General features: G+C 70.4%; 24 protein-coding genes. 16 read left to right on the top strand and 8 right to left on the bottom strand.

Annotation, left to right across the window (positions count from 1 at the left end; genetic code table 11):
- Positions 1-20: 20 nt before the first annotated feature.
- The 3 genes from cobO to IU449_RS08865 all read left to right on the top strand — a co-directional run bounded on the left by cobO (position 21) and on the right by IU449_RS08865 (position 2,601).
- Positions 21-635 carry a cob(I)yrinic acid a,c-diamide adenosyltransferase gene (gene cobO / locus IU449_RS08875; protein ID WP_195001382.1) on the top strand — a complete coding sequence of 205 codons (615 nt, stop codon included), beginning with the start codon at positions 21-23 and terminating at the stop codon, positions 633-635.
- Complete coding sequence (locus IU449_RS08870) at positions 632-2,083, top strand: cobyrinate a,c-diamide synthase (RefSeq protein ID WP_324188139.1); 1,452 nt, start codon at positions 632-634, stop codon at positions 2,081-2,083. The genes cobO and IU449_RS08870 overlap by 4 nt, the downstream gene beginning before the upstream one ends.
- Before the next feature lie 104 nt (positions 2,084-2,187).
- Positions 2,188-2,601 (top strand): cobalamin biosynthesis protein, encoded by a 414-nt coding sequence (locus tag IU449_RS08865; RefSeq protein WP_195001381.1) that lies wholly within the window; start codon positions 2,188-2,190, stop codon positions 2,599-2,601.
- A gap of 125 nt (positions 2,602-2,726) precedes the next feature.
- Here the strand turns inward: IU449_RS08865 and IU449_RS08860 are convergent, their stop codons facing one another.
- Both IU449_RS08860 and IU449_RS08855 read right to left on the bottom strand, forming a co-directional pair.
- Positions 2,727-3,776 carry a hypothetical protein gene (locus IU449_RS08860; protein ID WP_195002422.1) on the bottom strand — a complete coding sequence of 350 codons (1,050 nt, stop codon included), beginning with the start codon at positions 3,774-3,776 and terminating at the stop codon, positions 2,727-2,729.
- A gap of 82 nt (positions 3,777-3,858) precedes the next feature.
- On the bottom strand, positions 3,859-4,989 hold the full coding sequence (locus IU449_RS08855; protein WP_195001380.1) for a phosphotransferase family protein: 1,131 nt from the start codon (positions 4,987-4,989) through the stop codon (positions 3,859-3,861).
- 191 nt (positions 4,990-5,180) lie between these two features.
- Between IU449_RS08855 and cobA the strand changes: the two genes are divergently transcribed.
- The gene (cobA, locus tag IU449_RS08850; protein ID WP_195001379.1) at positions 5,181-6,464 is read left to right on the top strand and encodes a uroporphyrinogen-III C-methyltransferase; all 1,284 of its coding nucleotides are present in this window, start codon (positions 5,181-5,183) and stop codon (positions 6,462-6,464) included.
- A gap of 52 nt (positions 6,465-6,516) precedes the next feature.
- Positions 6,517-8,001: an MFS transporter gene (locus tag IU449_RS08845; protein ID WP_195001378.1), complete on the top strand. Its 1,485-nt coding sequence runs from the start codon at positions 6,517-6,519 to the stop codon at positions 7,999-8,001.
- A gap of 80 nt (positions 8,002-8,081) precedes the next feature.
- On the opposite strand, the gene IU449_RS08840 is transcribed toward IU449_RS08845, so the two are convergent.
- Positions 8,082-8,291, bottom strand: coding sequence for a hypothetical protein (locus tag IU449_RS08840; RefSeq protein ID WP_195001377.1), 210 nt, complete (start codon positions 8,289-8,291; stop codon positions 8,082-8,084).
- Positions 8,292-8,350: 59 nt separating this feature from the next.
- Positions 8,351-9,094: a peroxide stress protein YaaA gene (gene yaaA / locus IU449_RS08835; RefSeq protein ID WP_195001376.1), complete on the bottom strand. Its 744-nt coding sequence runs from the start codon at positions 9,092-9,094 to the stop codon at positions 8,351-8,353.
- Between the two features lie 57 nt (positions 9,095-9,151).
- Here yaaA and IU449_RS08830 point away from each other — a divergent pair, with 57 nt between their 5' ends.
- The gene (locus IU449_RS08830; protein ID WP_195001375.1) at positions 9,152-10,909 is read left to right on the top strand and encodes a proline--tRNA ligase; all 1,758 of its coding nucleotides are present in this window, start codon (positions 9,152-9,154) and stop codon (positions 10,907-10,909) included.
- A gap of 79 nt (positions 10,910-10,988) precedes the next feature.
- On the opposite strand, the gene IU449_RS29450 is transcribed toward IU449_RS08830, so the two are convergent.
- The 3 genes from IU449_RS29450 to IU449_RS08820 all read right to left on the bottom strand — a co-directional run bounded on the left by IU449_RS29450 (position 10,989) and on the right by IU449_RS08820 (position 12,348).
- Complete coding sequence (locus IU449_RS29450; RefSeq protein ID WP_267468262.1) at positions 10,989-11,123, bottom strand: hypothetical protein; 135 nt, start codon at positions 11,121-11,123, stop codon at positions 10,989-10,991.
- Between the two features lie 86 nt (positions 11,124-11,209).
- A complete protein-coding gene (locus IU449_RS08825) occupies positions 11,210-11,635 on the bottom strand; it encodes a ferritin-like domain-containing protein (RefSeq protein WP_195001374.1) in 426 nt (141 codons plus the stop codon).
- Positions 11,632-12,348, bottom strand: a complete 717-nt coding sequence (locus tag IU449_RS08820; RefSeq protein ID WP_324188138.1) for a hypothetical protein — start codon at positions 12,346-12,348, stop codon at positions 11,632-11,634. The genes IU449_RS08825 and IU449_RS08820 overlap by 4 nt, the downstream gene beginning before the upstream one ends.
- A 230-nt stretch (positions 12,349-12,578) precedes the next feature.
- Between IU449_RS08820 and rimP the strand changes: the two genes are divergently transcribed.
- From rimP to IU449_RS08775, 9 genes are all read left to right on the top strand, one after another.
- Entirely contained in the window at positions 12,579-13,226 is a 648-nt protein-coding gene (gene rimP, locus IU449_RS08815; protein WP_195001373.1) for a ribosome maturation factor RimP, read from the top strand.
- Positions 13,223-14,251, top strand: a complete 1,029-nt coding sequence (gene nusA, locus IU449_RS08810) for a transcription termination factor NusA (protein WP_195001372.1) — start codon at positions 13,223-13,225, stop codon at positions 14,249-14,251. The genes rimP and nusA overlap by 4 nt, the downstream gene beginning before the upstream one ends.
- 134 nt (positions 14,252-14,385) lie before the next feature.
- On the top strand, positions 14,386-14,718 hold the full coding sequence (locus tag IU449_RS08805) for a YlxR family protein (RefSeq protein WP_228803829.1): 333 nt from the start codon (positions 14,386-14,388) through the stop codon (positions 14,716-14,718).
- A 108-nt stretch (positions 14,719-14,826) separates the two neighbouring features.
- The gene (gene infB / locus IU449_RS08800; RefSeq protein ID WP_195001371.1) at positions 14,827-17,853 is read left to right on the top strand and encodes a translation initiation factor IF-2; all 3,027 of its coding nucleotides are present in this window, start codon (positions 14,827-14,829) and stop codon (positions 17,851-17,853) included.
- A gap of 87 nt (positions 17,854-17,940) precedes the next feature.
- Complete coding sequence (locus IU449_RS08795; RefSeq protein WP_195001370.1) at positions 17,941-18,231, top strand: DUF503 domain-containing protein; 291 nt, start codon at positions 17,941-17,943, stop codon at positions 18,229-18,231.
- A 39-nt stretch (positions 18,232-18,270) separates the two neighbouring features.
- Positions 18,271-18,714: a 30S ribosome-binding factor RbfA gene (gene rbfA / locus IU449_RS08790; protein WP_195001369.1), complete on the top strand. Its 444-nt coding sequence runs from the start codon at positions 18,271-18,273 to the stop codon at positions 18,712-18,714.
- Positions 18,715-18,724: 10 nt separating this feature from the next.
- A complete protein-coding gene (locus tag IU449_RS08785; RefSeq protein WP_195001368.1) occupies positions 18,725-19,735 on the top strand; it encodes a DHH family phosphoesterase in 1,011 nt (336 codons plus the stop codon).
- Positions 19,736-19,753: 18 nt separating this feature from the next.
- A complete protein-coding gene (locus IU449_RS08780) occupies positions 19,754-21,139 on the top strand; it encodes an MATE family efflux transporter (protein ID WP_195001367.1) in 1,386 nt (461 codons plus the stop codon).
- A 168-nt stretch (positions 21,140-21,307) separates the two neighbouring features.
- Positions 21,308-22,225, top strand: coding sequence for a cupin-like domain-containing protein (locus tag IU449_RS08775; RefSeq protein WP_195001366.1), 918 nt, complete (start codon positions 21,308-21,310; stop codon positions 22,223-22,225).
- Between the two features lie 164 nt (positions 22,226-22,389).
- Here IU449_RS08775 and grpE read toward each other — a convergent pair whose 3' ends face one another.
- The gene (gene grpE / locus IU449_RS08770; protein WP_195001365.1) at positions 22,390-23,121 is read right to left on the bottom strand and encodes a nucleotide exchange factor GrpE; all 732 of its coding nucleotides are present in this window, start codon (positions 23,119-23,121) and stop codon (positions 22,390-22,392) included.
- A gap of 201 nt (positions 23,122-23,322) precedes the next feature.
- Between grpE and IU449_RS08765 the strand changes: the two genes are divergently transcribed.
- On the top strand, positions 23,323-25,005 hold the full coding sequence (locus tag IU449_RS08765; protein ID WP_195001364.1) for an Hsp70 family protein: 1,683 nt from the start codon (positions 23,323-23,325) through the stop codon (positions 25,003-25,005).

Here is a 25,005-nt window from a genome sequence, read left to right as displayed (position 1 = left end):
CGGCAACACGAGGAGTAGCGATGCCGAAGGGTGTGCCGGAGACGGTGCCCGACGACGGGCTGACCACGCGGCAGCGCCGCAACCAGCCGGTGCTGGCGGTGCACACCGGACCGGGCAAGGGCAAGTCGACCGCGGCGTTCGGCATGGCCTTGCGCGCCTGGAACCAGGGCTTCGACGTGGCGGTCTTCCAGTTCGTGAAGAGCGCCAAGTGGAAGGTGGGTGAAGAGGCTGCCTTCCGCACCCTGGGTTCGCTGCACGAGCAGACCGGCGCCGGCGGTTCCGTGCAATGGCACAAGATGGGCGAGGGATGGTCCTGGACGCGCAAGCAGGGCAGCGAGGATGATCACGCGGCCGCGGCCCTCGCGGGCTGGCGGGAGATCCAGCGACGGCTGGCGGCCGAGGAACACCGCTTCTACGTGCTCGACGAATTCACCTACCCGCTCAGATGGGGATGGGTGGACATCGACGAAGTGGTCGCCACCCTTGTCGATCGGCCGGGTAATCAGCACGTCGTGATCACCGGGCGCGACGCCCCGCAGGCGCTGCTGGACGCCGCCGACCTGGTGACCGAGATGACCAAGGTCAAACACCCGATGGACGCCGGCCGCAAGGGCCAGCGCGGCATCGAGTGGTGAACGGCGCCGCGGCGTCCGCGCCGACGGGCGGCCGCGCCGCGCCGGCGGTGGTGATCGCCGCACCGGCGTCGGGCAGCGGGAAGACCACGCTGGCCACAGGTTTGATCGGCGCCTTGCGGCGGGCGGGGCATCGCGTCGCGCCGTTCAAGGTCGGCCCGGATTACATCGACCCCGGTTACCACGGGCTGGCGGCCGGTCGTCCCGGCCGCAACCTCGACCCGGTGCTGGTCGGCGCGGACCGGGTGGCGTCGCTGTATCGGCACGGTAGCGACGGCTGTGACCTGGCAGTCGTCGAAGGCGTGATGGGTTTGTTCGACGGCCGCATCGACGACGATGACGTCCGTCCGGTGGCCGAAGGGTCGACCGCGCAGGTGGCGAGTCTGCTGGGCGCGCCGGTCGTGCTGGTGGTGGACGCCCGCGGGCACAGCCAGAGCTTGGCCGCGCTGCTGCACGGCTTCGCGACCTTCGACAGCGGTATCCGGCTGGGCGGTGTGATCCTCAACCGGGTCGGCAGCGAACGCCACGAGCACGTGCTGCGCGCGGCCTGCGCTCGCGTCGGGCTGCCGGTGCTCGGGGCGCTGCCGCGCATGGCCGAACTGGAAGTCCCTTCACGCCATCTCGGCCTGATCCCGGCTGTCGAGCACGGGTCCGCGGCCACCACGGCGGTCGCCGCCATGACCGATCTGGTGGCCACGCACATCGATCTCGCCGCCGTCGCCGCTCTGGCGCGCGGCACGGTGGGTGGCCCGGCCTGGAATCCCGCCGACGAGCTGGCGAACATGCCGGACGTGCCGCCGGTCATCGATGACGGCCGGTCCGCCGGGCCGCTGGTGGCGATGGCAGGCGGTCCCGCCTTCACCTTCGGCTACGCCGAGCATCGCGAAGTCCTGGCGGCGGCGGGCGCCCGCGTCGTCGTGTTCGACCCACTGCGCGACGAACTGCCCGCAGGCACCGCGGGTCTGGTTCTGCCGGGCGGCTTCCCCGAAGAGCATGCCGCGGCCTTGGCGGCCAATACGCCGCTGCTGGAGCAGATCCGCGCCCAGGCGGCCGACGGCGTGCCGATCCACGCCGAGTGCGCGGGGCTGCTGTATCTCACCCGCTCGCTCGACGGCCACGCCATGGCCGGTGTCGTCGACGCCGAGGCCGAGTTCGGCCCCCGCCTGATTCTCGGCTACCGCGACGCCGTGGCCGTGGCGGACTCGCCGCTGTGGCGTGCGGGCGAACGGGTGCGCGGCCACGAGTTCCACCGGACCCGCCTGGTCCGTGCCGACAACTCCCGGCCGGCCTGGGGCTGGCGCGACCCAGCGGGCGCGGCTGTCCGCGAGGGATTGATCATCCATCGCGTACACGCTTCCTACCTGCACACCCATCCCGCCGGAAACCCCGCCGCTACCGCCCGATTCGTCGCCTCGGCGGCCGAGTATGCGACCACGCGCGCGGCACGCTGAGCCGCGATGCCGCCTGCCGGTGGACGCGGCATCGCCGGCTACCGGCCGCACCCGATCCGCAGTCGACGACGGCGCGAACAGACCCCGGATCGTGGCCGTGGCCCATGCGTAGTCCGTCGAATTCGCACGAGTCACCGAGGCGTCGGCGTGTTTCCCGGGAACCGGTTGTCGTCGGGATCGGATTCCGACCAGGGACCGGTGCGGGCCCGATCCTGGCGGCGGTGCGGGCGGTCCTCGCCGACTCGGACTGCTGCGGCCTGGCGACACTGGACCGGCGTGGGGACGAACCGGGATTGGTGTACGCGGCCGGGGAACTGCGGGTTCCGGTGCTCACATTCTCCTCGGCCGAGTTGGCCGCGATCGCCGTTCCGCATCCGTCCGAGCGGGTCGACGCCGCGACCGGAACGGCGAGCGTGGCCGAAGCCGCCGCTGTTCTGGCGGCCCGAGGAGGGGCCCTGGTGCGGGAGAAGACCGTCTACGACGGAGTCACCGTGGCCGTCGCCCGGTTACCGCGGTAGGCACACGCAGCCGCGCGGGCCTGGATGCCCCGGCGCTGTGTGCTCGCGATGAAGATTCGCCCGTGCTCGGCGGCCGATTACCTGTAGCGGCGAGCGAACCGTGTATCGGCGAGGGCAGGCAGGGCTCAGGGCGCGACAGAACCCCAGTCCGCGAACCCGGTCGGGTCGTGTCTGCCGATGCTGGCGTGTTCGAACAACCCCCACCCCACGGCGTCGCCGCAGCGGGCGTGGGCGACGTGGTCGGTGACGCCGTACGGGACGCGGGCCGCCACGGCGGGATCGGTGAGGTCGTAGCGGCGCAGATCCGACCAGCCGCGGCCCTTCCACTGGCCGTGCTGCCAGTCCGGGTCGCCGCCGTAACCGCAGCCGACATGCAGCGGAACGGCTGTGCCCGTGGTGATCTCGATGTCGAGCGGAGTTCCGTCCGGGGTCGTCAGACACAGGCGGGCGGATACCGGGTGACGGCTGCCCGAGCGGTAGTCGATCTGCACGCGCGGCCAGCCGAGCTGCTCGACCCGGCCGTCCGGCCATACCCGCACCGCGTCGTTGAGGGTGCGGTAGCCGTCCGGGTTCTCCTGCACGATCACCACGACGGCGAACTCGTCGAACCGCAGCGGCGCGTACAGCCACCAGAAGCCACCGGACGGCTCGGCGGCCGCGCGACCGGGCGGTTCGGCCTCGCCGACCGGGCGGATGCCCCAGGAGCGGTCGCGAGTTCCGGTCCAGATCCGGTCGTCGAGGGTGACGTCCGTACCGTCGATCGACAGCGTGCCCGACCACGCGCCGACCTGGGCGAAGCGAGAGGCCTCGATGATCGGGCGCGCGCCGGTGAGGATCAGGTGCGGTTGTTCGGCGACAGCGGGGAACGCTCCGGTCCAGGTCATGTCGCAGGACAGGTCGTCGTGCTCGCAGATCACCCGCAGCCGGTGCAACGGCTCGAGCACCTCGATGCGATAACCGCCCACCCGAAGGTCCAGGCCGCGGTCGCCGAGCGCGTCGGAGAACCGGACCGAGCGCACCTGCTCGCCACGGCGCACCGCCAGGTACCCGTCGACCACGCCGAGGTTCGGGTACACGCCGAAACCGGTGATCGCCAGGGTGCCGCCGTCGCCGTCGTGGGCGTTGAAATAGCTGCGGTCGTAGAAGTTCCGGTCGCTGGAGGCCACCCGCGTCATCGGCAGCGGGGTCTGGTGGATGGGGTATTCGTCCAGCGGCGACGGTGTCGATCCGGGGATGCGGGGTGCGTGCACAGTGTCCTCAATCCCACGCGCAGGTGCCGTCGAGCATGGATTCCAGCAGCGCCCTGTGCATGACGTAGTCGTCGCGGTCGTCGGTGTCGGTGTCCTCGCCGAAATGCAGCATGCGGCGCTTGATCCTGGCCATCACGATGGCGTGCCGCAGCGCGGCGTAGACGAGGTGGAACTCCATGTCGTGTACCCGGTGTCCGCAGGCGCGTTCGTAGGCCGCGACCGTCTCGCTCAGCCGCAGGAAGTCGGGCAGGCCCGGCTGGTCGAAGCGGGTGGCGATGTCCTGGAAGAAGCGGTGGATGAACACCGCCCAGGCCAGGTCGATCTCGCGTGGGCCGAGTGCCGCCATCTCCCAGTCCAGTACCGCGGCCGGTTCGAAACCGTCGAAGATGATGTTGCCCGGCCTGGCATCGCCCCAGCAGAGCACGTCCGGTCCGGGATCGGCGGGCCAGCGCGCCTCCAGCCAGTCGAAGGCGCGCTCGATGATCGGGATCCGGTAGCCGTCGGCCGCCAGCGCCCAGTCGTACCAGTCCCGATGCCAGTCCACATGTCTGCGCAGCGCCTGGCCCGGTCCGTCGAGCATCGGGAACCGCGCGCCCGGATCCGGCACCGCGTGGATCGCGGCGATGGTCTCGACGGTCCTGGCCGCCAGCGCCGCCCGCTGCTGCGGGCTGGCCTCGAACAGCCAACCGAGGAAGACATAGGGCGGATTGTCGGCCGGGACCCGGCCCTCGACCCGGCGCATGACGAAGAACTCGGTGCCCAGAATGCTCGCATCGGTCTCCAGCCAGCACAGCGGCGGCACCGGCACCGCGGTGGCCGCGGCGACGCCTGCCATGACGTGGAACTGGGTGGCCAGATCGTAGGTATGGAAGACGGGGAAGTCGCGTGGGTCCGGCGCCAGCCGCGCGACGAACGAGCCGCCCTCGCGCATGCCGCCGACCTGCCAGGTGGCGTCGAAGAACACCGAGGTGCTCGACAATCCGGAGTTCTGCGGGATGCTCGCGTTCGAGATCACCGGTGTGGTTTCGGCGTCGGTGCGGCTGCGCAGCCAGGCCGAGAGGTCCGCGGCCAGTGCTTCCGGATCGCGTTCACTGACGGTGAGCTGCCGCCGCAAGGTCGGGTCCGTGTCGTCGGTCATCGGAAACCTCCTCGGCACTGCCGGGCCATCCGCGCGGGTCGCGGAGAACGATTGCGAATGTAACGCGTTTCAGTTCCGCCGCGGTGGTGGAATCGTCGAAAAGGCCGGGTGACACGCCGTGTGATCCGTGGCCGCGCGGGTCGCCGGTCTGCATGCGGGCCCGCTGCGGGCTGGCCGTAGGCTGGACGACTGTGCCGAACACGTCAGACACCAGCGAAGATCAGGTCACCGAGCCCAGCACGGAGCCGAACTACCTCGTCGGACTCGATCTGCGCGGCCGTCGCGTGGTCGTGGTCGGCGGCGGGACGGTCGCCGCCCGCCGGTTGGGCCTGCTGATCGCCTCGGGAGCCGACGTGCACGTCGTCAGCCGGGAGGTGACGCCGACCGTCGAGGGCATGGCGAGCGCCGGGCAGATCACCGTCACGCTGCGCGACTACACCGACGGCGACCTCGCCGAGGCCTGGTACGCGATCGCCTGCACCGACGAACCGGAGACCAACGCCGCGATCGTCGCCGAAGCCGAACGGCGCCGGGTCTTCTGCGTGCGCGCCGACAACGCCCGGCTCGGCACCGCCGTCACTCCCGCGACCGCCCGCTACGAGGGCCTGACGATCGGCGTGCTGGCCCGCGGCGCGCACCGGCGTTCGGCCGCGGTGCGCAACGGGCTGCTCGAGGCCCTGCAGTCGGGCACGGTCGCCGACGACTCCACCCCGGTCGCACCCGGCGTCGCGCTCGTCGGCGGTGGCCCCGGCGATCCGGACCTCATCACCGTGCGCGGCAGACGCCTGCTGGCCCGCGCCGACATCGTGGTGGCCGACCGGCTCGCGCCGCCGGAGCTGCTGGCCGAACTCGGGCCGCACGTGCAGGTCGTCGACGCGGCGAAGATCCCCTACGGGCGGGCCATGGCGCAGGAGGCGATCAACGCCGCGCTCGTCGAAGGCGCCAGAGCAGGCAAGTTCGTGGTGCGGCTCAAGGGCGGCGACCCGTACGTGTTCGGACGCGGTTACGAAGAGGTCGAGGCATGCGTGGCGGCCGGGGTGCCGGTCACCGTGGTGCCCGGCGTCACCAGTCCCATCTCGGTGCCGGGTGCGGCGGGTATCCCGGTCACCCATCGTGGCGTGACCCACGAGTTCGTCGTGGTCAGCGGACATGTCGCCCCGGACCACCCGGATTCGCTGGTCGACTGGCCCGCCCTGGCACGGCTGCGCGGCACCCTGGTGCTCATGATGGCCGTCGAGCGCATAGAACAGTTCGCCGAGGCACTGCTGGCGGGTGGTCGTCCGGCCGACACCCCGGCCGCGGTGATCCAGGAAGGCACCCTGCGGACCCAGCGGGTGCTGCGCGCCGATCTCGGTACCGTGGCCGCCCGGGTCAGAGCCGACGGCATCCGGCCGCCCGCGATCATCGTCATCGGGCCGACCGCCGCGTTCGCTGTCGACGACGCCGAAGTATTGACCGGATCGGAGAACGGGTAGCCGTACCCGTGCGTACCGGAAACTGTTCGACCGTCCACTAAGGTGGCTCACTGTGCTCGAAAACCCCGCTGCGACGACGCAGTCTCCGGTGAAGCAGCGGGCCCTCGGCCTGGCGATCCTCGTCCTGAGCGGGTTGCAGCTCATGGTCGTGCTCGACGGCACGGTGGTGATCTTCGCCCTGCCCCGCCTGCAGGACCAGATGGGCCTGACCAGTTCCGGCAGCGCCTGGATCGTCACCGCCTACGGTCTGACCTTCGCCGGGCTCATGCTGCTCGGCGGACGACTCGGCGACGCCTTCGGCCGTAAACGCATGCTCATCATCGGTGTCGCCCTGTTCACGCTGGCCTCTCTGTTCTGCGGCCTGGCCCAATGGCAATGGATGCTCGTCGCCGCGCGCGCCCTGCAGGGCGCCGGCGCTGCGGTCGCGGCTCCGGCGGCGTTCGCTCTGGTGGCGACGACCTTCGCCCCGGGGAAGGCGCGTAATCAGGCGATCGCGGTAGTCGGCTCGATGGTCGGCATCGGCTCGGTCGGCGGCCTGGTCGTCGGCGGTGCGCTTACCCAGCTCTCGTGGCGCTGGATCTTCCTGATCAATGTGCCGATCGGCGTGTTGATCATCGTCGGCGCGATCTACTGCCTGGCCGACACCGACCATCAGCGGATGACCCTGGACATCCGCGGCGCGGTGCTCGGCACCCTGGCCTGCGCCGCCGTCGTGTTCGGCGCGACCGAGGGCCCGGGGCTGGGCTGGACCAACCCGGCGGTCGTCGGTTCGCTGATCGGCGGTGCGATCCTGCTGGTGGTATTCGTCGTCGCCGAACGCAACGTCGACAACCCGCTGCTGCCGTGGTCGCTGTTCGACAGCCGCGACCGGGTCACCACCTTCATGCTCATCCTGCTGTCCGGCAGCGTGCTCGGCGCGATGACCTACTTCGTCGCCCAGTTCCTGCAGAACGTGCTCGGCTACGGGCCGTTGCAGGCGGGCACCGCCTCGATCCCGTTCACCGTCGGCATCGGCATCGGCGGCGCGCTGGCCTCCAAACTGGCCATGACGATCGCCCCGCGCTGGCTGCTGCTGGGTGCGGCGCTGGTACTGGCGGGGGGCCTGATGGTCGGTTCGACGCTGCACGACGAGGTCTCCTACGTGTCCGTGCTGCTGCCGTTGTTGATCGTGATCGGGCTCGGCGTGGGGGTGGCGATGGTCGTCACGCCGCTGTGTGTGCTGGTCGGCGTACCGCCGTCGGACATCGGTCCGCTCTCGGCCGTAGGCCAGATGTTCATGAACCTGGGCACGCCGATGGCGATCGGCATCCTCACCCCGGTCGCGGTCTCGCGCACCCTGTCCATGGGCGGGTCGACCGGGCCGGTCTCCGGCATGACCGAGGCCGAGATCGTCGCGCTCGGCGAGGGCTACACCCTGGTCCTGGCGGTCTGCGCGGGCGTCGCGATGCTGATCGGCCTGATCGCGCTCACCCTGCGCTTCACCCCGCGCGACATCGCCCGGGCCCAGCACGCGCAGGACGAAGCCCAGCGCAGCTGAGGTCCCGCGAACCGGTCGCGGCCCCTCGCCGGTACGGCCGGGTCGCGCGGGCCGTCGGCGACCCGGCCCGGCGCGGGCGGTCAGATCCGGCTGACGATCCGGCGCGGGGTGACCCGCACGATCACCCGGTCGCTGTCCTCGACCGAGGCAGGATCGAACTCGGCGTAGAGCTTGCCGGTGTACTTCGGCGACAGCTGGTCCGGCAGCGCCCGCTCCGGGGCGGGGAGGAGAGTGGCGCTGCCGCGGATCTCGGCGTAGAGGTAGGGCCGGTCCGGCGGGTTGATCAGCACGGTGACCCGTGGATCGGCGGCGAGATTCTTGCCCGCGGTGATCCCGTGATGATTGCGCCTCAGGTGAGGACCAGAAGTTCGGTCGGGGAGGCGATCTCGATGCGCAGCCCCGCCTTGGTCGCCACCCGGGCGACGCCCCGGATGTCGGCAGGCTCGGCCCGGGTCAGCACCAGCGCGCGAGCCAGCAGACCCTTGTGGTGCTTGTTGAAGTGGCTGACCACGGTGCGCGAGCCGTCCGGATGCTCGGTGAGCACATTCGCGGTGATCGCGCCCGGTACGCGACCGAGCTGCTGGTAGACGCCCGAGCGCAGATCGACGACGAGCTCGCCGGCGACCTCCTCGGCCAGCGCGGCGGGCAGGTCGTCGCGCCACAGTGCCGACAGGGTCGGCAGGCCGGGCAGTTTCGAGCCGCCGGAGAGGCGGTAGGCGGGGATCGGATCGCCCGCGCGGACCACGCCGAACAGCGCCGACCCGATCGCCAGGCGGGTGCGTGCCTTCTCCCGCTGGACCTTGGTGAACGCCTTCGCGTCGAGCGCGTCGTAGAGCACGCCGGTGTAGCGCTGCAGCGCGGGCCGGGTGGGGGAGGTGCGCAGTGCGGCGTTGCGGGCGATCTCGCTCTCGGCGCCCTTGCCGAGCCCCAGCGCCGCGCGGCTGGCGTCCGGATCGGCGGCGAGCCCGATCAGCTGGTCGACGAGCTTGTCGCGTACCGGCGTGAGCTGTGGCATCGACAGCGCATCCAGGTCCAGGGCAGGACCTGTTCCGCCGTCGGACTTGGTTTCGGAAGGAGGCAGCAGCACCAGCACGAGCCGATACGGTAATGCCTTTGAGTGCGTGATCGGACGGGGACTACGCTGTTCGCCGTGATCACCCGCCTGTCCCACCTCTTCCTGCGCACCCTGCGCGACGATCCCGCCGACGCCGAGGTGCCCAGCCACAGACTGCTGGTTCGCGCCGGATACGTGCGCCGCATCGCCCCGGGTGTGTACTCCTGGCTACCGATGGGCTTGAAGGTGCTGCGCAAGGTCGAAGACGTCGTGCGCGCGGAGATGAACGCGATCGGCGCCCAGGAGATCTCGCTGCCCGCGCTGCTGCCGCGCGAACCGTACGAGACCACCAACCGCTGGACCGAGTACGGCGACAGCCTGTTCCGCCTGCAGGACCGCAAGGGCGCGGACTATCTGCTCGGCCCCACCCACGAGGAGCTGTTCGCGCTCACCGTGAAGGGCGAGTACAACTCCTACAAGGATCTGCCGGTCACGCTCTACCAGATCCAGACCAAGTACCGCGACGAGGAACGCCCTCGCGCGGGCATCCTGCGTGGTCGTGAGTTCATCATGAAGGACTCCTACTCCTTCGACCTCGACGAGGACGGTCTGAAGGCCAGCTACAACGCGCACCGCGAGGCCTACCAGCGCATCTTCGAGCGCTTGAAAGTGCAGTACGTCATCGTCGCGGCCACCTCCGGCGCGATGGGCGGCAGCGCTTCCGAGGAGTTCTTGGCCGACAGCCCGGTGGGGGAGGACACCTACGTGCTGTGCCGCGAATCCGGCTACGCGGCCAACGTCGAAGCGGTGATCACTCCCGCTCCCGAGCCGCAGCCGATCGACGGCAGGCCCGAGGCCGTCGTCCACGACACCCCCGACACCCCGACCATCGCCGCGCTCGTCGACTGGGCGAACACCGCCGGGATCGCCGAGCAGTTCGGCCGTCCGGTGACCGCGGCGGACACCCTCAAGAACGTGATGGTCAAGCTGCGCCACCCCGACGGCAAGACCGAGATCGTCGGTATCGGCGTGCCCGGCGACCGCGAAGTGGACGACAAGCGCCTGGGCGCCTCCGTCGAGCCCGCCGAGGTGGAGCTGCTCACCGACGCCGACTTCGCCGAGAACCCCTTCCTGGTCAAGGGTTACATCGGCCCGAAGGCCCTGCAGGCCAACGGCATCCGCTATCTGGTGGACCCGCGGGTGGGCACCGGCACGTCCTGGATCACCGGCGCCGACATCCAGGGCAAGCACGTCGTCGGGCTGATCGCCGGTCGGGACTTCACCCCGGACGGCACCGTGGAGGCCGCCGAGGTCCGCGACGGCGATCCCTCGCCGGACGGACGCGGCACGCTGGTCGCGGCGCGCGGCATCGAGATCGGTCACATCTTCCAGCTCGGCAACAAGTACACCGACGCCTTCGAGGTCGACGTGCTCGGTGAGAACGGCAAGCCGGTGCGCCTGACCATGGGCTCCTACGGCATCGGCGTTTCCCGGATGGTCGCGGTCATCGCCGAGCAGCAGCACGACGAGAAGGGCCTGCGCTGGCCCGCCGAGGTCGCGCCGTTCGACGTGCACGTGGTCATCGCCAACAAGGACGCCGCCGCCCGTTCCGGCGCGGAAGAGGTCGTCGCCGGTCTGGACGCACAGGGTCTGGACGTCCTGTTCGACGACCGCACCGCATCGCCCGGCGTCAAGTTCAAGGACGCCGAACTGCTCGGTATGCCGTGGGTGCTGGTGGTCGGCCGGGGCTGGGCCGAGGGCACCGTGGAATTGCGCAACCGGTTCACGGGCGAGGCCGAGGAGGTGCCCGCCGCGGACGCTGTGTCCACGGTGGTCGCGCGCGTCCGCGGCTGAGACGTCGTGCCGCGCCCCCGGTCCCGACAGGGAACCGGGGGCGTCGTCGGGTCGGGACCGGTCGCGCAGGGCGACCGTCTCAGATGCCGGTGTAGTCGAGAACGAGGTCGTTCGGTCTGCCGGTGCTGCGGACGGGCGCCACGGTGTGGAACGCCGTGACGGCCGCGGCGAGGATGACCAGCAGCACGCAGGCGCGGCGTATGGCGCGATTCATCGAATCCTGTCCTCCGGCAATCCCGTCGGGGGGAACGCTACCGAAGGGCTATTCGCCGCGGTTGTCGCGTCGGATGGGCGCCCGGCTCAGACACCGCCCGGCAGTGCGGCACTCGGCGTGCCGAGAATGTTCTGCCAGGCCGCGAGGCGAACCGCGCTCTCGGCCAGCGCGTCCACGCCCATGCGCCGGTTCTGCTCGGTGCTGCTCTGCTCGACCACCGCCCGCCAGGCGACGGCGGCGTCGGCCTCGACGATCTCGGCCAGCCGGGCCGCGTCGACCGGATTGTCCACCGGGAACGGCACGGTGTAGGCCGGTTCGGGGGTGGGGGCTTGCACTCCGGCGGCCCGCAGCGTCTCCAGGGTGGCGTCGCGGCGGGCGCGGTGAGCCGCGGTGTGCTCGGCTGTCAGTTCCCGCCGTTCGGGAGAAGCGTGAGCGGCGATGACGCCGTAGGCGTAGACGGCGATGTACTCGGCGCGCAGGGCGTCCAGGACGGTCTGGCGTTCGTCGGTCATGCGGTGATGAGTCCTTCGGCGTGCACGGCGCAGGCGGCGCTGATGGAGGCCAGCAGGCCGGCGCGGTAACCGGACAGGGCGACGGCGAGCTCGGCGGTGGCGCGGCGCGAGCGGGACAGCTGATCGCGCAACTGATCGACGGTGGGCGCGGTGATCGGCGCGGGGGTCGCACTCGGCGCCCTGGTCTTGTGGACGGGGATGGTGCCGTCGCCGTAGACGCCGACGAGCCGGGCGATCTCCGTGGCGAGGGCTTCGGCGTGCTCGGTGCGCTGCGCCGCGATGGTGCTCAGTGTGGATTGCAGGTGCGGGGCCAGGGCGATCGCCGCGTTCGCGGCCGCGGCGTCGGCGCGGGCCTGGAGCTCATGGGCGGCCAGCGGGTCGGGGTCGTGCACGGGTTCCTCCGCGCACGCGGCGACCGCGGCGACTGTCAGGGCGCCGAGCGCGCCCGCGCCCGCCGCCCGCAGCGCCGTGCGCCGATCGAACGACGATGTCCGGTGGCGCTCGCCTGCCGCGTCCGAACGCGGGGCGTATCCCGCGGCGCCGATACCGACGGCGACCGATTCCGTTGTCGCGCCCCGCAGTTGGGTGACGGAGCCGGTTTCCGCGTCGACCGGCTCGCGACGTTGTATCGCGTTCGGCGAGGTGGCGTGCCGGTGCGCGAGGGCTCCGGTGGGAAGTCCGGCCTGCGGCGGCGTGGAGAGGCGGAATGGCACGCGACCATCGTGCCAGATTCGCCGCTCCGGACTCTCCGCCGAGCCCCATCGGTCACGGCCGCCACGCCAGGAACAGCCGCCACGCCAGCGGCCTTATAGCTGTGGACCGGTGGTCCTATACACTCCCCGAGCGCGTTACGCTAGAGATTCGGTACCGGATTTCTCGCCGTGTCACACCAGGACCGTGCCACAACTGGACCGCGTCACAACTGAACCAGGAGCCGCCGCACATGCCCATGCCGACCGAGGAAAGGGTGAGCCAGCTGGTTGCTGGGCTCGTCGAACGTCGGGGTTTCGATCTCGAGGGTGTGGAGATCGTCGGGGCGGGCGGTGGCGCGAACGCGCAGACCAGGCTCACGGTGACCGTGGACAGCGACGGAGCGGCCGACCTGGACGCGGTCGCCGAACTCAGCTCGGAGATCTCGGTAGTCTTGGACGACGCGGCCGTTTTCGGCGAGTCGCCGTATCTGCTCGAAGTGACCACCCCGGGGGTCGACCGCCCGTTGACCGAGCCGCGGCACTGGCGTCGTGCGCAGGGTCGCAAAGTGCGGATCACGCTACGGCCGGGCGCCGAACCGCCCGACCCCGGCGGATCGGCGCGCTTCGAGGCCCGGGTCGGCGCGCTGGGCGAGCAGACGGTCGCGCTGGTGCTCGGTAGTAGACACAAGCCGCACCGGGTGCACGTTCCGCTCGCCGACATCGAGCGCGCGGTCGTGCAGGTGGAGTTCTCCCCGCCGGGGGCCAGGGAACTGGAACTCGCGGGCGGGGTGGCACCCGGCCGGCCGCAACCGGCTGAGGACGATGATCTCGCAGCATCCGCACCACCCGCTTCACCTGCAACACCAGCGTCCGAGCCGAGCGAAGGGATCGTGGAATGAACATCGAAATCGAAGCCCTGCGGGCGATTGTCGCCGACAAGGGGATCTCGATCGAGACAGTGATCTCCGCGATCGAGTCGGCACTGTTGACCGCATACCGACACACCGAGGGGCACCAGCCCAACGCGCGCGTCGACATCAACCAGAAGACCGGCGCCGTGCGCGTGATGGCGGTCGAACTCGACGCCGAGGGCAATGTCGTCTCCGAATGGGACGACACCCCGGAGGGATTCGGCCGCATCGCCGCCACCACCGCGCGCCAGGTGGTGCTGCAGCGCTTGCGCGACGCGGAGAACGAGAAGTCCTTCGGTGAATTCTCCACCCACGAGGGCGACATCGTCGGCGGTGTCGTGCAGCGCGACGCCCGGGCCAACGCTCGCGGCACCGTCGTGGTGCGCATCGGCAGCGAACTGCACGGCACGGAGGGTTTGATCCCGGCCGCCGAGCAGGTGCCCGGCGAGACCTACGAGCACGGCGACCGCGTCAAGTGCTACGTCGTGGGCGTCTCCCGCGGCCCGCGTGGCCCGCAGATCACTCTCTCGCGGACCCATCCGAATCTGGTTCGCCGGCTGTTCGCCCTCGAGGTGCCCGAGATCGCCGACGGCTCGGTGGAGATCGTCGCGGTGGCGCGGGAGGCCGGGCACCGGTCCAAGATCGCCGTCCGCGCCACCGTGCCCGGGGTCAATGCCAAGGGAGCTTGCATCGGTCCGATGGGCCAGCGGGTGCGCAATGTGATGAGCGAGCTGGCGGGGGAGAAGATCGACATCATCGACTACGCCGAGGATCCGGCGACGTTCGTCGGTAATGCGCTCTCGCCGTCGAAAGTGGTTTCCGTCACTGTCGTCGATCCTGACGCCCGCGCCGCGCGGGTCATCGTGCCCGACTTCCAGCTGTCGCTGGCCATCGGCAAGGAGGGGCAGAACGCCCGCCTGGCCGCCCGGTTGACCGGGTGGCGCATCGATATCCGCAGTGACGCCGCCGGGGACGTGGACGACAGCGCCCGCACGGAGGCGCATCGCAGTTGAGCGGAGGACATGGTGCGAGCCGGGAATCGGCGGGTGCACGGGATCGATTCGTCACCGAGAAACGGGACGGGTTCGGTGAACGAGGCGTCTCGGCTGTAGAGTGGTCGAAGGTTCGACTCGAGTTCCCGGCTACTTTGCCCGAGCGCACCACCGAGCAGCACCGGACGTCTCCGCGCCGGTCGGCTCCGGTGCGTACGTGTATCGGATGCCGGAAGCGAGAGTCGGCCGTCGAACTGCTGAGGATCGTGGCTCGAGATCGGGACGCCGGCGACGGATCCCGTATCGTCGTGGTCGTTCCCGATCCTCGGCGTAGACTTCCCGGAAGGGGTGCCTGGGTGCACCCCCTTTCCGCTTGTTCGATCGCAGCGGTTCGACGCCGAGCATTCGGCAGAGCACTACGAGTGTCCGGACATCTGGATATCTCAGCCCTGGAGCAGTACCTCGAGAACAGGCACGAGCACTCATGAGCACACCGTGAAGTACCAACGATGAACGTCCATCGGAGATAACCCGAGGTCGTGCGGGCCGCCGTCCCTGAATCGGTGGCGCTGCTCGACCTCTCAGTGAGGAGAGCAGTGGCAGGCAAGGCCCGCGTGCACGAGTTGGCCAAAGAACTCGGTGTCACGAGCAAGGAACTACTCGCAACGCTCAAGGAGCAAGGCGAGTTTGTGAAGTCGGCGTCCTCGACGGTGGAAGCACCCGTCGCGCGTCGGCTGCGTGAGTCGTTCGCGCCGAAATCGGCCCCCGCGAACGGCGCCAAGACCGGTGCGAGGCCCGGTCCTTCGTCGTCGGCCCGTCCGGGCCCCAAGCCCGTCCCCGGCGGCCCCCGCCCGGGTCCGCGCACCCCCGGCCCCGCGAGCGCTCCTGCCGCGGCGCAGCAGGCACCCGCCGAACAGGTCGCGCGGCCTTCCGAGGTCCGTCCGGGCCCGGCCGTCAAGCCAGGTCCGGCTCCGGCCCCGCGGCCCGCGATGCCGGAGACCCCCGCGGCCCAGGCCGCGCCCGCGGCTCCGTCGGCCCCGGTCGGCCCGCGTCCCACCCCTGGTGGCCCGCGTCCCGGTCAGCCGCAGCAACAGCAGCGCCCCGGCCAACAGCCGCAGCAGCAACAGCAGCGCCCCGGTCAGCCGCAGCAGCAACAGCAGCGTCCGGGCGCCCCGGCGCAGGGCGGCCCGCGTCCCGGCCCGAAGCCGGGCCCGAAGCCGCCGCGCGTCGGCAACAACCCCTTCTCGTCGGCTCCCGACCGTGAGCGTGAGCGTCCCGCCGCGCGTCCCGGCGCCGGTGGCCCTCGTCCGGGTCCCGCGCAGGGTGGCCCGCGTCCCGGCCCCGGTCAGGGTGCTCCGCGTCCCGGTGGTGCGAGCCCGGGTCCGCGTCCGGCCGCAGCCCAGGGTGGCGCGCCGCGTCCCGGTGGTCCCCGTCCCAGCCCCGGCTCGATGCCTCCGCGCCCGAATCCCGGTGCGATGCCCGCTCGTTCGGCGCGTCCCGGCCCCAGTGCGGGTGGTCGTCCCGGTCGTCCCGGCGGCGCACCCGGTGCGGGTCGTCCCGGTGGTGGCGGCGGTGGTGGTTACCGCGGTGGTGGCGGCGGCGGCGCTCCCGGCGCCGGTGCAGGCGCCCCCGCGGCCGGTGGTTTCCGTGGTCGTCCCGGTGGTGGCGGCGGCGGTCGCCCGGGTGGTCCGGGTGGTCGCGGCGGTGCCGCGGGCGCGTTCGGCCGTCCCGGTGGCGCTCCGCGCCGTGGCCGCAAGTCCAAGCGCCAGAAGCGCCAGGAATACGACTCGATGCAGGCTCCGTCGGTCGGCGGCGTTCGGCTGCCGCGCGGCAACGGCGAGGTCATCCGCCTCGCCCGCGGCGCGTCGCTGTCGGACTTCGCGGAGAAGATCGACGCGAACCCGGCCGCTCTCGTGCAGGCGCTGTTCAACCTCGGCGAGATGGTCACCGCGACCCAGTCGGTCAACGACGAGACCCTCGAGCTGCTCGGCGGCGAGATGAACTACGTCGTCCAGGTCGTCAGCCCGGAGGACGAGGACCGCGAGCTGCTGGAGAGCTTCGACCTCACCTACGGCGAGGACGCGGGCGACGAGGAGGATCTGCAGATCCGCCCGCCGGTGGTCACCGTCATGGGTCACGTCGACCACGGCAAGACCCGACTGCTCGACACGATCCGCAAGGCCAACGTCCGCGAGGGCGAGGCCGGTGGCATCACCCAGCACATCGGCGCCTACCAGGTACTCACCCACCTCGGTGACGACGATCGCCTGATCACCTTCATCGACACCCCGGGTCACGAGGCGTTCACCGCCATGCGTGCCCGTGGCGCGAAGGCCACCGACATCGCGATCCTGGTGGTCGCCGCCGACGACGGCGTCATGCCGCAGACGGTGGAGGCCATCAACCACGCGCAGGCGGCCGACGTGCCGATCGTGGTGGCGGTCAACAAGATCGACAAGGAAGGCGCGAACCCGGAGAAGATCCGCCAGCAGCTCACCGAGTACGGGCTGGTGGCCGAGGAATACGGCGGCGACACCATGTTCGTCGACATCTCCGCCAAGCAGGGCACCAATATCGACGCGCTGCTGGAAGCGGTCCTGCTGACCGCCGACGCGGCGCTGGACCTGCGCGCCAACCCGAACATGGACGCGCAGGGCGTGGCCATCGAAGCCCACCTCGACCGCGGTCGAGGTCCGGTGGCGACGGTGCTCATCCAGCGCGGCACCCTGCGGGTCGGCGACTCGATCGTGGCGGGCGACGCCTACGGTCGCGTGCGCCGCATGGTCGACGAGCACGGCGACGACGTCGAGGCGGCGCTGCCGTCGCGGCCCGTCCAGGTGGTCGGCTTCACCTCGGTGCCCGGCGCGGGTGACAACCTGCTGGTCGTCGACGAGGACCGCATCGCCCGCCAGATCGCCGACCGGCGCAACGCGCGCAAGCGCAACGCCCTGGCCGCGCGCAGCCGCAAGCGGATCAGCCTGGAAGATCTGGATGCCGCCCTGAAGGAGACTTCGGAACTCAACCTGATCCTCAAGGGCGACAACTCCGGTACCGTCGAGGCCCTCGAAGAGGCCCTCATGGGTATCGAGGTGGGTGACGAGGTGCGTCTGCGGGTCATCGACCGTGGTGTCGGTGGCGTCACCGAGACCAACGTCAACCTGGCGTCGGCGTCGAACGCGATCATCATCGGGTTCAACGTGCGCGCCGAGGGCAAGGCGACCGAGCTGGCCAACCGCGAAGGCGTGGACATCCGGTACTACTCGGTGATCTACCAGGCCATCGACGAGATCGAGAAGGCCCTCAAGGGCATGCTCAAGCCGATCTACGAAGAGGTCGAGCTGGGCCGCGCCGAGATCCGTGCCATCTTCCGCTCCTCGAAGGTCGGCAACATCGCCGGCTGCATGGTGCTGTCGGGTTCGGTCAAGCGCAACGCCAAGGCCCGCCTGCTGCGCGACAACGTGGTGGTGGCCGAGACGACGACGATCTCCTCGCTCAAGCGCGAGAAGGACGACGCCACCGAGGTCCGCGAAGGCTACGAGTGCGGTATGACGTTGACCTACAACGACATCAAGGAAGGCGACATCGTCGAGGCCTACGAGCTGCGCGAGAAGCCGCGCGACTGACGCCTCGACCGACCACGCCGCGCGGTGCGCGCCCGGAGACAGGGTGCGCACCGCGCGGTGCGGTCGCCGGCACTGGAAGGTGTACAGGTGTACCTGGGTGCACTCGAGTTCGACATTCTGCTCGGCGACGTGCACTCCTTGAAGGAGAAGCGTTCGGTCATCCGGCCGGTGCTTGCCGAGCTGCAACGATTCGGCGTGAGTACGGCCGAGGCCGGGGACCACGACAGGTACCGGCGCACGCTGCTCGCTGTGGCGATGGTCAGTCCTGACATGAGTCACCTGAGCGCGGTACTCGACAAGTGCGAGCGGCATGTCGCCGCCCGCCCGGAGTTAGAGTTGCTGGCAGTACGCCGCCGGGTCTTCGGCCCGGAGGACTAGCCGGCACTGTGAGTTCATCGACAGTGAGGAGGAAAAGCCATGGTGGATCAAGCCAGGGCACGCCGACTCGCGAAGCGGATCTCCTCGATCGTGGCGACCGCGATCGAGTACGAAGTCAAGGACCCGCGGCTGCGTTTCGTGACGATCACCGACGCGAAGGTCACCGGTGATCTGCGCGAAGCCACGGTGTACTACACGGTGATGGGCGAGACCATCGATGCCGAACCGGACTACTCGGCCGCGGCCGCCGGTCTGGAGAAGGCCAAGGGGGTGCTGCGCTCGAAGGTGGGCGCGGGTACCGGCGTGAAGTTCACTCCCACCTTGGCTTTCGTGCTCGACCGGGTGCCCGATGTCGCGCGAGAAATGGAAGAGTTGCTCGCGAGGGCGCGCGCTTCCGACGAGGCCGCGGCCCGGGCCGCCGCCAACGCGAAACCCGCGGGCGACCCCGACCCCTACAAGGTCGACCGCGACGAGGACGAGTGACGTTGCCCGCATGACGACAAGCGCCGACGGTTCCCCCGACGCCGAACTTCACGCCGCGGTCGCGGCACTGGATGCCGCGCAGAGGGTCGCCGTGGTCAGCCACGTGCAGCCAGATGCCGACACCATCGGCAGCGGGCTCGCACTGGGACTGGTGTTGCGCAGGCGCGGAGTGAACGTATGGGTCTCGTTCGCCGACCCCGTGGATGTTCCTGCGTCCATGCGCACACTGCCCGGCGTGGATCTGCTGGTGCCGCCGACCGAGGTACCCGGCGAGGTGGACCTCGTGGTCGCCGTCGACTGCGCGAGCGCGAGCCGGATGGGGATGCTGGCCGATCTGTTGACGCGGGCGCCGACCTCGATCGTGATCGACCACCACCGGTCCAATACCTGCTTCGGCGCGATCAATGTGGTCGATCCGGGAGCCGAGTCCACCGCTGGGTTGGTCGCCCGGGTGCTCGACGCCTGGAACGAGCCCATCGACGCGGAGGTGGCGCACTGCCTGTACGCGGGGTTGGTCACCGACACCGGATCGTTCCGCTGGGTGCGGCCGGGCACGCACGCGCTGGCCGAGCGACTGCTGGCCACCGGGATCGACGGCGCGGAGATCACTCGCGGATTGCTCGACACCCACCCTTTCGCCTGGCTGCCCATGCTCTCGCGGGTGCTGGCGACCGCACGGCTCGAACCCGAGGTACGTGGCGGCGCCGGGCTGGCGTACGTGGTGATCGGCCGAGACGACGTGCTGGGGGTTCGTTCGGAGGAGGTCGAGAGCGTCGTCGACATCGTGCGCACGGCTGCCGAGGCCGGGATCGCGGCGGTGTTCAAGGAATCGCGCACTGACGAGAACCGCTGGACGGTCTCGTTGCGTTCCCGCAATTCCGGGCCCGGCGCCGACGACGGCGTGGATGTCGCCGAGGTGGCGACCGCGCTCGGTGGTGGCGGGCACCGCTTCGCGGCCGGGTACACCACCGAAGGGCCTCCGCAGGACGTCGTCGCGGCGTTGCTGCGGGCGATCGGCTGAGCTGGACCGCGTTCGACCATGACCGCTGAGCAGACCGCCGCTTCACCGGAGCCGTCCGGCGTCGACGACGCCGCGCAGGCGGGTCCACGCCGGATTCTCGGCTTGGCGGTGCCGACCCTCGGTGTACTCGTGGCCGAGCCGCTCTACCTGCTGTTCGATCTGGCCGTGGTCGGCAGGCTCGGTGCACTCGCACTGGCGGGGCTCGCGGTCGGCGGACTGGTTCTCGCGCAGGTGAGTACCCAGCTGACGTTCCTGTCCTACGGCACCACCGCCCGGTCGGCGCGTAGGCACGGGGCGGGCGACCGGAACGGTGCGGTGGGCGAGGGCGTTCAGGCGACCTGGCTGGCGATCGGAGCGGGCCTGGCGATCCTGGCGGTGATGCAGGCGGCGGCTCGGCCGGTGACCGATGTGATCGCCGGCGGCGGGGAGGTTGCGGCCGCGGCCTTGCCCTGGTTGCGGATCGCGCTGTGCGGAGTGCCGCTGATCTTGATCGCGATGGCGGGAAACGGATGGATGCGCGGTGTGCAGCAGACGCGCCGTCCGCTGGTCTTCGTGGTGACCGGCCTGGCGCTCTCGGCGATGCTGTGCCCGGTACTGGTGCACGGACTGCTCGGCGCGCCGCGCATGGAGTTGGTGGGTTCGGCGGTGGCCAATGTCGCGGGGCAGGTGGTGACCGCAGGGCTGTTCGTGGCCGCGCTGATGCGCGAACGGATGCCGCTGACGCCGCACTGGGCGGTGATGCGTGCGCAACTGGTGCTCGGGCGTGACCTGATTCTGCGCAGCTTGTCTTTTCAGGCCTGTTTCGTCTCGGCGGCCGCGGTGGCGGCACGGTTCGGCGCGGCCTCGGTGGCGGCGCATCAACTGGTGCTGCAACTGTGGACCTTCCTCGCACTCGCGCTGGACGCGCTGGCCATCGCCGCGCAGACACTCGTCGGCGCCGCGCTCGGCGGCGGCGACGCGGCCGGGGCGAAACGGTTGGCGGGTCGGGTCACCCGCTGGTCGGAGGTATTCGCGCTGGTGCTGGCCGCGGTGTTCGCGGCAGGCTACGCGGTGATCCCCACGCTGTTCACCACCGACGCCGATGTCCTCGACCGCACGGGGGTGGCCTGGTGGTTCTTCGTCGCCCTCATACCGATCGCCGGTGTCGTGTTCGCGCTCGACGGCGTGCTGCTGGGTGCGGGTGATGCCGCGTTCCTTCGAACCGCCACCCTCGCGGCGGCGGTGATCGGTTTCCTGCCGATCATCTGGCTCTCGCTGGCATTCGACTGGGGCATCGCCGGAATCTGGTCGGGTCTGGGTGTTTTCATGTCGCTGCGACTGCTCGCGGTCGGCCTGCGCACGCTGTCCGGACGGTGGGCGCGGGTCGGCGCAGACGTGCCCGCGGCCACGGGCAGTCGTTCCTGAAACCCGCGCACCGCGTACGCCTCTCGCGCGGCGATAGCGGAAGATCGGCGATTCTCGCTGTACAGACACCATTTCTGTTGTATCGATCGAGGGCATCGGCAGCGATAGCGTCGGTGAGAGCCGCGTCCGCTCGGGTGCGGTGCTACGCGTCTACGGGGAGTGGTGAGGATGACGGACAAGGGGTACGACGAACGGCCGCTGACATTGGCGCCGATTCTGGGCGCCAGTTTCGCGCTGTGGGTGGCGCGTTCGGTGCGGGACAGGGTGCGACCGCGCACCGGTGGAGTGGTGGGCAAGCCGGTACCCGCGCATCCGGATCTGGAACTGACCGAGGTTTTCGACCGCAAGATCCCGGTCGTCATCCGCGACGTGGCTTCCGCGTGGCCGGTCTTCGAGGATTACCAGCCGCAGCGGTTGCGCGAAAAGTACCGCGCCGAGAAGGTGTACGCGCTGACCAGCACCACCAACGTGTTCACCCAGGAGACCTCCCCGGTGGAACTGCTCGAGTACGGCGCCGTGATCGATGCGGTCTTCGACACCCCGCGACAGGACAAGAAGTATTACTCGCGCGCCGCCGCCAACCCGCGTCCGCTGGCCGAGCAGTTGCCCGCCACCGTCGGCCGCCGTACCCAGAGCACCGCTGCCAGCAGCGTCTGGATGGGGCAGGCGGGCAATCTCACTCCGCTGCACAACGATCCCTGGCACGGTCTGCTCATCCAGTTGCACGGCCGCAAGCGCGTCCGGCTCTTCCCGCCGGACGAGTACCGCAATGTCTACGGCCGGGTGCCGCGCAAGGTCGACGACCCCTACACCGGTCTGCCCGACGAGTTCGACCCGGATACCGCTGCGCTGCCGCGCCTGCGCGAGGCCGAGTCCTACGATGTCGTCCTCGACTCCGGCGACGTGCTCTACATCCCGATGTTCTGGTGGCATCAGGTCGAATCGCTGGACGCCTCGATCTCGTATGTGGCGCGGTACAACCCGAACTACTTCGAGTTCATGCGCGCGGCGTTCTTCCCGATGGCGGCGCGCGGACTGTTGCGCATCGTGGCGGGACTGACCGGGCGCGGGAAACGGTCCGCGTGATCGTTGCGCCGACCGGCTGGCTGACAGGCCACGCGCCACCGCGCCCCCTCGTGCCGATGTCACGCGACTGCTGCTGAACTGCCTGCGCGACAACCGGTGCGGCTGAGTCGTCGCCGCACCCCGCCGACGCATCCGCGTGCGTCGGCGGGGTGTGCAGCGGGTGACTAGCGCCCTGGCACGGGCCGATGCCGACGCACGACCACACTCGCCGGACGCACGGAGCGATCCCCGGCCTGCAGGCCGGGGGCGAGCAGCGCCGCCACCGTTCGGTCGGCGTCCGGGTCATCGGTGTCGACGACGTCGGTTGCCTCCATCGTCCGGGAATCGAAGACCGAATCCGGCACGGGCGTCACCAATGTCGCCCCGCGGCCGGTCAGCAGCCGCTCCAGCCGGACGGCCAGCGCGGTGAACGCGGCACGGTCGTCGTCGGAGGCCGCGGTCTCCGCGCAGGCGACCGTGTCGCCGTACAGGGCGAACAGGTCGACAACCAACGGCAGGTCCGCGCCCGCGCGATCCCGGCGATCCCTGGCCTTGGCCTCGTCGGCCAGCCGCTCGATCATGGCGGCCTGCCTGGCCACGATCCGGGTGAGATCATCGATGCGCTCGATGAGTGCCGCCGACCCCTTTGCGGCGTCAGCGCTCTCGGCCCCGGCCCGGGATGCCGGAGCCACAGCGGACGGTGCTGTCGGTGTGTCACCGGACGATGACACCGGCGTGGCGGGGGGATCGCCCGCGGTGGCGGCCGGGTCGGAGGAGGTCGCGGAGTCGGCGAGCGCCGGTGCGCGGAGTGCCGACGCGGATTCGGTGGCCGCAGCGGATGTGGTCTGCGCGTCACGCTGTTCGGTGATGACGATCTCCCCCTGACATCGAGTGCTGTCGCGCGGCGCGCCGCGCATTGTCGGTCACAGGCACGATAGCCCGGTTCGGCAGCCCGGTTCGGCAGCCCGGTTCGGCGCGGTCGGGAGCGGCAGCGGTGCTCGCCGGAGATCGTTGGAGATCGTGCCGGGCAACCCCTCGCGCCGACACGAGAACCGCTGCGGAGGAGGGGGAGACGGGAAAGGCGGGATTGTCGCCCCCGCCTGCTAGCATCCCCGTGCATGGGGGTCTACGGCATCGACCTGGGCACAACGAACTCGGCTATCGCGCGGATCGACGCCGACGGTCGGCCCGACGTACTGATCGGCATGAATGGGGAACCGACGGTTCCTTCCGTCGTACTGTTCGCATCCGCATTCGATCACCTCGTCGGTGAGGGCGCCCGGCGCCAGGCCCGGCTGGACCCCGAACACGTGTGCGCGTTGGTCAAACGTCGCATGGGCGACGCGGACTGGCGGTTCACCGCGCACGGCCAGATGTGGTCCGCGCCCGCGGTCTCGGCTCTGATCCTCAAGAGTCTGGCCGCCGACGCGGAGTTCTCCGGTGGTGAGCCGGTGCGGCGCGTGGTGATCACCGTGCCCGCCTACTTCGGCGACGAGGAACGCAAGGCGACCATCCAGGCGGGCACCTATGCCGGCTTCGATGTCGCGGGCGTGCTCTCCGAGCCGATCGCCGCGGCCTTCGCCTACGGCTTCGGCAAGCTCGACGGCAGCATCGACATCGGCAAGTCCGGCGCCAGAGAGACGGTGCTCGTCTACGACCTCGGCGGCGGCACCTTCGACGCCACCGTCATCGAACTCGCCGACCGGCGCATCTCGGTGCTCGCTGTGGAAGGTGATCACCAGCTCGGCGGCGCCGACTGGGACGAACGCATCGCACTGCACCTGTCGCAGCGTTTCTGCGCGGAGCATCCCGACGCGGAGGACCCGCTCGACGATTCGGCCGGTTCGCAGATGCTGGTACTGGCCGCCGAACGGGCCAAGCACGAGCTCACCGACGCCGAGAACACCGAGGTCGTCGTCGCGCACGACGGAGCCCGCTCGGTGATCACGTTGACGCGCGCCGAAGTCGAGGCCATGACCGCCTCGCTCATGCGTCGCACCATCGACCTCACCCGCGACTGCCTGGCCGAGGCCGCCGAACGCGGTGTCGCCCGGGTCGACCGGCTGCTGCTGGTGGGCGGTTCCTCGCGGATGCCGATGGTGGCACGTCAGCTGCGCGAAGAATTCGGGCTCGACGGCGAGCTGCGTGATCCGGATCTGTCGGTGGCCCGAGGTGCGGCGCTCTACGGCGAGAAACTCGAGATGGAGCGACTCGTTCTGGCCGATCTGGTGACCAGGGGCCGACTGCGCGATGGTGGTGCTGTCACCGAGGCCGCACCCGCCGATCTCGAACAGGCCGTGGCCCGGGTGGCCGCCTCGTTCGGTCAGCCGGTGAGCGTGGTCCGGCGCATGCTCGAGATCCAGGTCGACACCGTGGTCTCGCGCGGTTTCGGTGTGCTGGCGCTGGATTCGCACTACGGCCTGGCGGCGGCGTGGCTGGTGCATCGCAATCAGACGTTGCCGGTGCGGGTGCGCCGCTCGTTCGGCACGGTGCGCGCGGACCAGGACCAGATCGAGCTCACCATCGTCGAGCAGCAAGGCCAAGCCGAATCGATCCGGCCGGAGGACACGAAAGTGTTGATAGAGGGTCGTATTCGAGGCATCCCGCCCGGCTACCCGGCGGGCAGCGAGGTGCGGGTGACCTTCGAGATGGGTTTCGACGGTGTCCTGCACGTCACCGCGCACCACGTGGACGCCGACATGCCGCTGATCCTGTCGGCGCAGACCGGCGCGACCTTGTCCCAGGCGGATGTCGCTCGCGAGCTCGAGCAGTTGCAGCGCTCCCGGCGGCGTGACACCTGA

It is taken from the genome of Nocardia higoensis, assembly GCF_015477835.1.
Lineage (GTDB): Bacteria > Actinomycetota > Actinomycetes > Mycobacteriales > Mycobacteriaceae > Nocardia > Nocardia higoensis_A.
The sequence above is the reverse complement of the archived record's forward strand: the minus strand, read 5'-3'. Positions and strand labels throughout refer to the sequence as shown.

What these genes read in the sequence shown, in the direction of transcription:
- IU449_RS08780 (WP_195001367.1), top strand. Translation starts at nt 19,754, where the DNA reads ATGACCGCTGAGCAGACCGCCGCTTCACCGGAGCCGTCCGGCGTCGAC.
- IU449_RS08785 (WP_195001368.1), top strand. Translation starts at nt 18,725, where the DNA reads ATGACGACAAGCGCCGACGGTTCCCCCGACGCCGAACTTCACGCCGCG.
- IU449_RS08855 (WP_195001380.1), bottom strand. Translation starts at nt 4,989, where the DNA reads ATGACCGACGACACGGACCCGACCTTGCGGCGGCAGCTCACCGTCAGT.
- IU449_RS29450 (WP_267468262.1), bottom strand. Translation starts at nt 11,123, where the DNA reads ATGAATCGCGCCATACGCCGCGCCTGCGTGCTGCTGGTCATCCTCGCC.
- rimP (WP_195001373.1), top strand. Translation starts at nt 12,579, where the DNA reads ATGCCCATGCCGACCGAGGAAAGGGTGAGCCAGCTGGTTGCTGGGCTC.
- IU449_RS08765 (WP_195001364.1), top strand. Translation starts at nt 23,323, where the DNA reads ATGGGGGTCTACGGCATCGACCTGGGCACAACGAACTCGGCTATCGCG.
- grpE (WP_195001365.1), bottom strand. Translation starts at nt 23,121, where the DNA reads ATGCGCGGCGCGCCGCGCGACAGCACTCGATGTCAGGGGGAGATCGTC.
- IU449_RS08865 (WP_195001381.1), top strand. Translation starts at nt 2,188, where the DNA reads ATGCGTAGTCCGTCGAATTCGCACGAGTCACCGAGGCGTCGGCGTGTT.
- IU449_RS08775 (WP_195001366.1), top strand. Translation starts at nt 21,308, where the DNA reads ATGACGGACAAGGGGTACGACGAACGGCCGCTGACATTGGCGCCGATT.
- rbfA (WP_195001369.1), top strand. Translation starts at nt 18,271, where the DNA reads ATGGTGGATCAAGCCAGGGCACGCCGACTCGCGAAGCGGATCTCCTCG.
- IU449_RS08825 (WP_195001374.1), bottom strand. Translation starts at nt 11,635, where the DNA reads ATGACCGACGAACGCCAGACCGTCCTGGACGCCCTGCGCGCCGAGTAC.
- cobO (WP_195001382.1), top strand. Translation starts at nt 21, where the DNA reads ATGCCGAAGGGTGTGCCGGAGACGGTGCCCGACGACGGGCTGACCACG.
- nusA (WP_195001372.1), top strand. Translation starts at nt 13,223, where the DNA reads ATGAACATCGAAATCGAAGCCCTGCGGGCGATTGTCGCCGACAAGGGG.
- IU449_RS08860 (WP_195002422.1), bottom strand. Translation starts at nt 3,776, where the DNA reads ATGACGCGGGTGGCCTCCAGCGACCGGAACTTCTACGACCGCAGCTAT.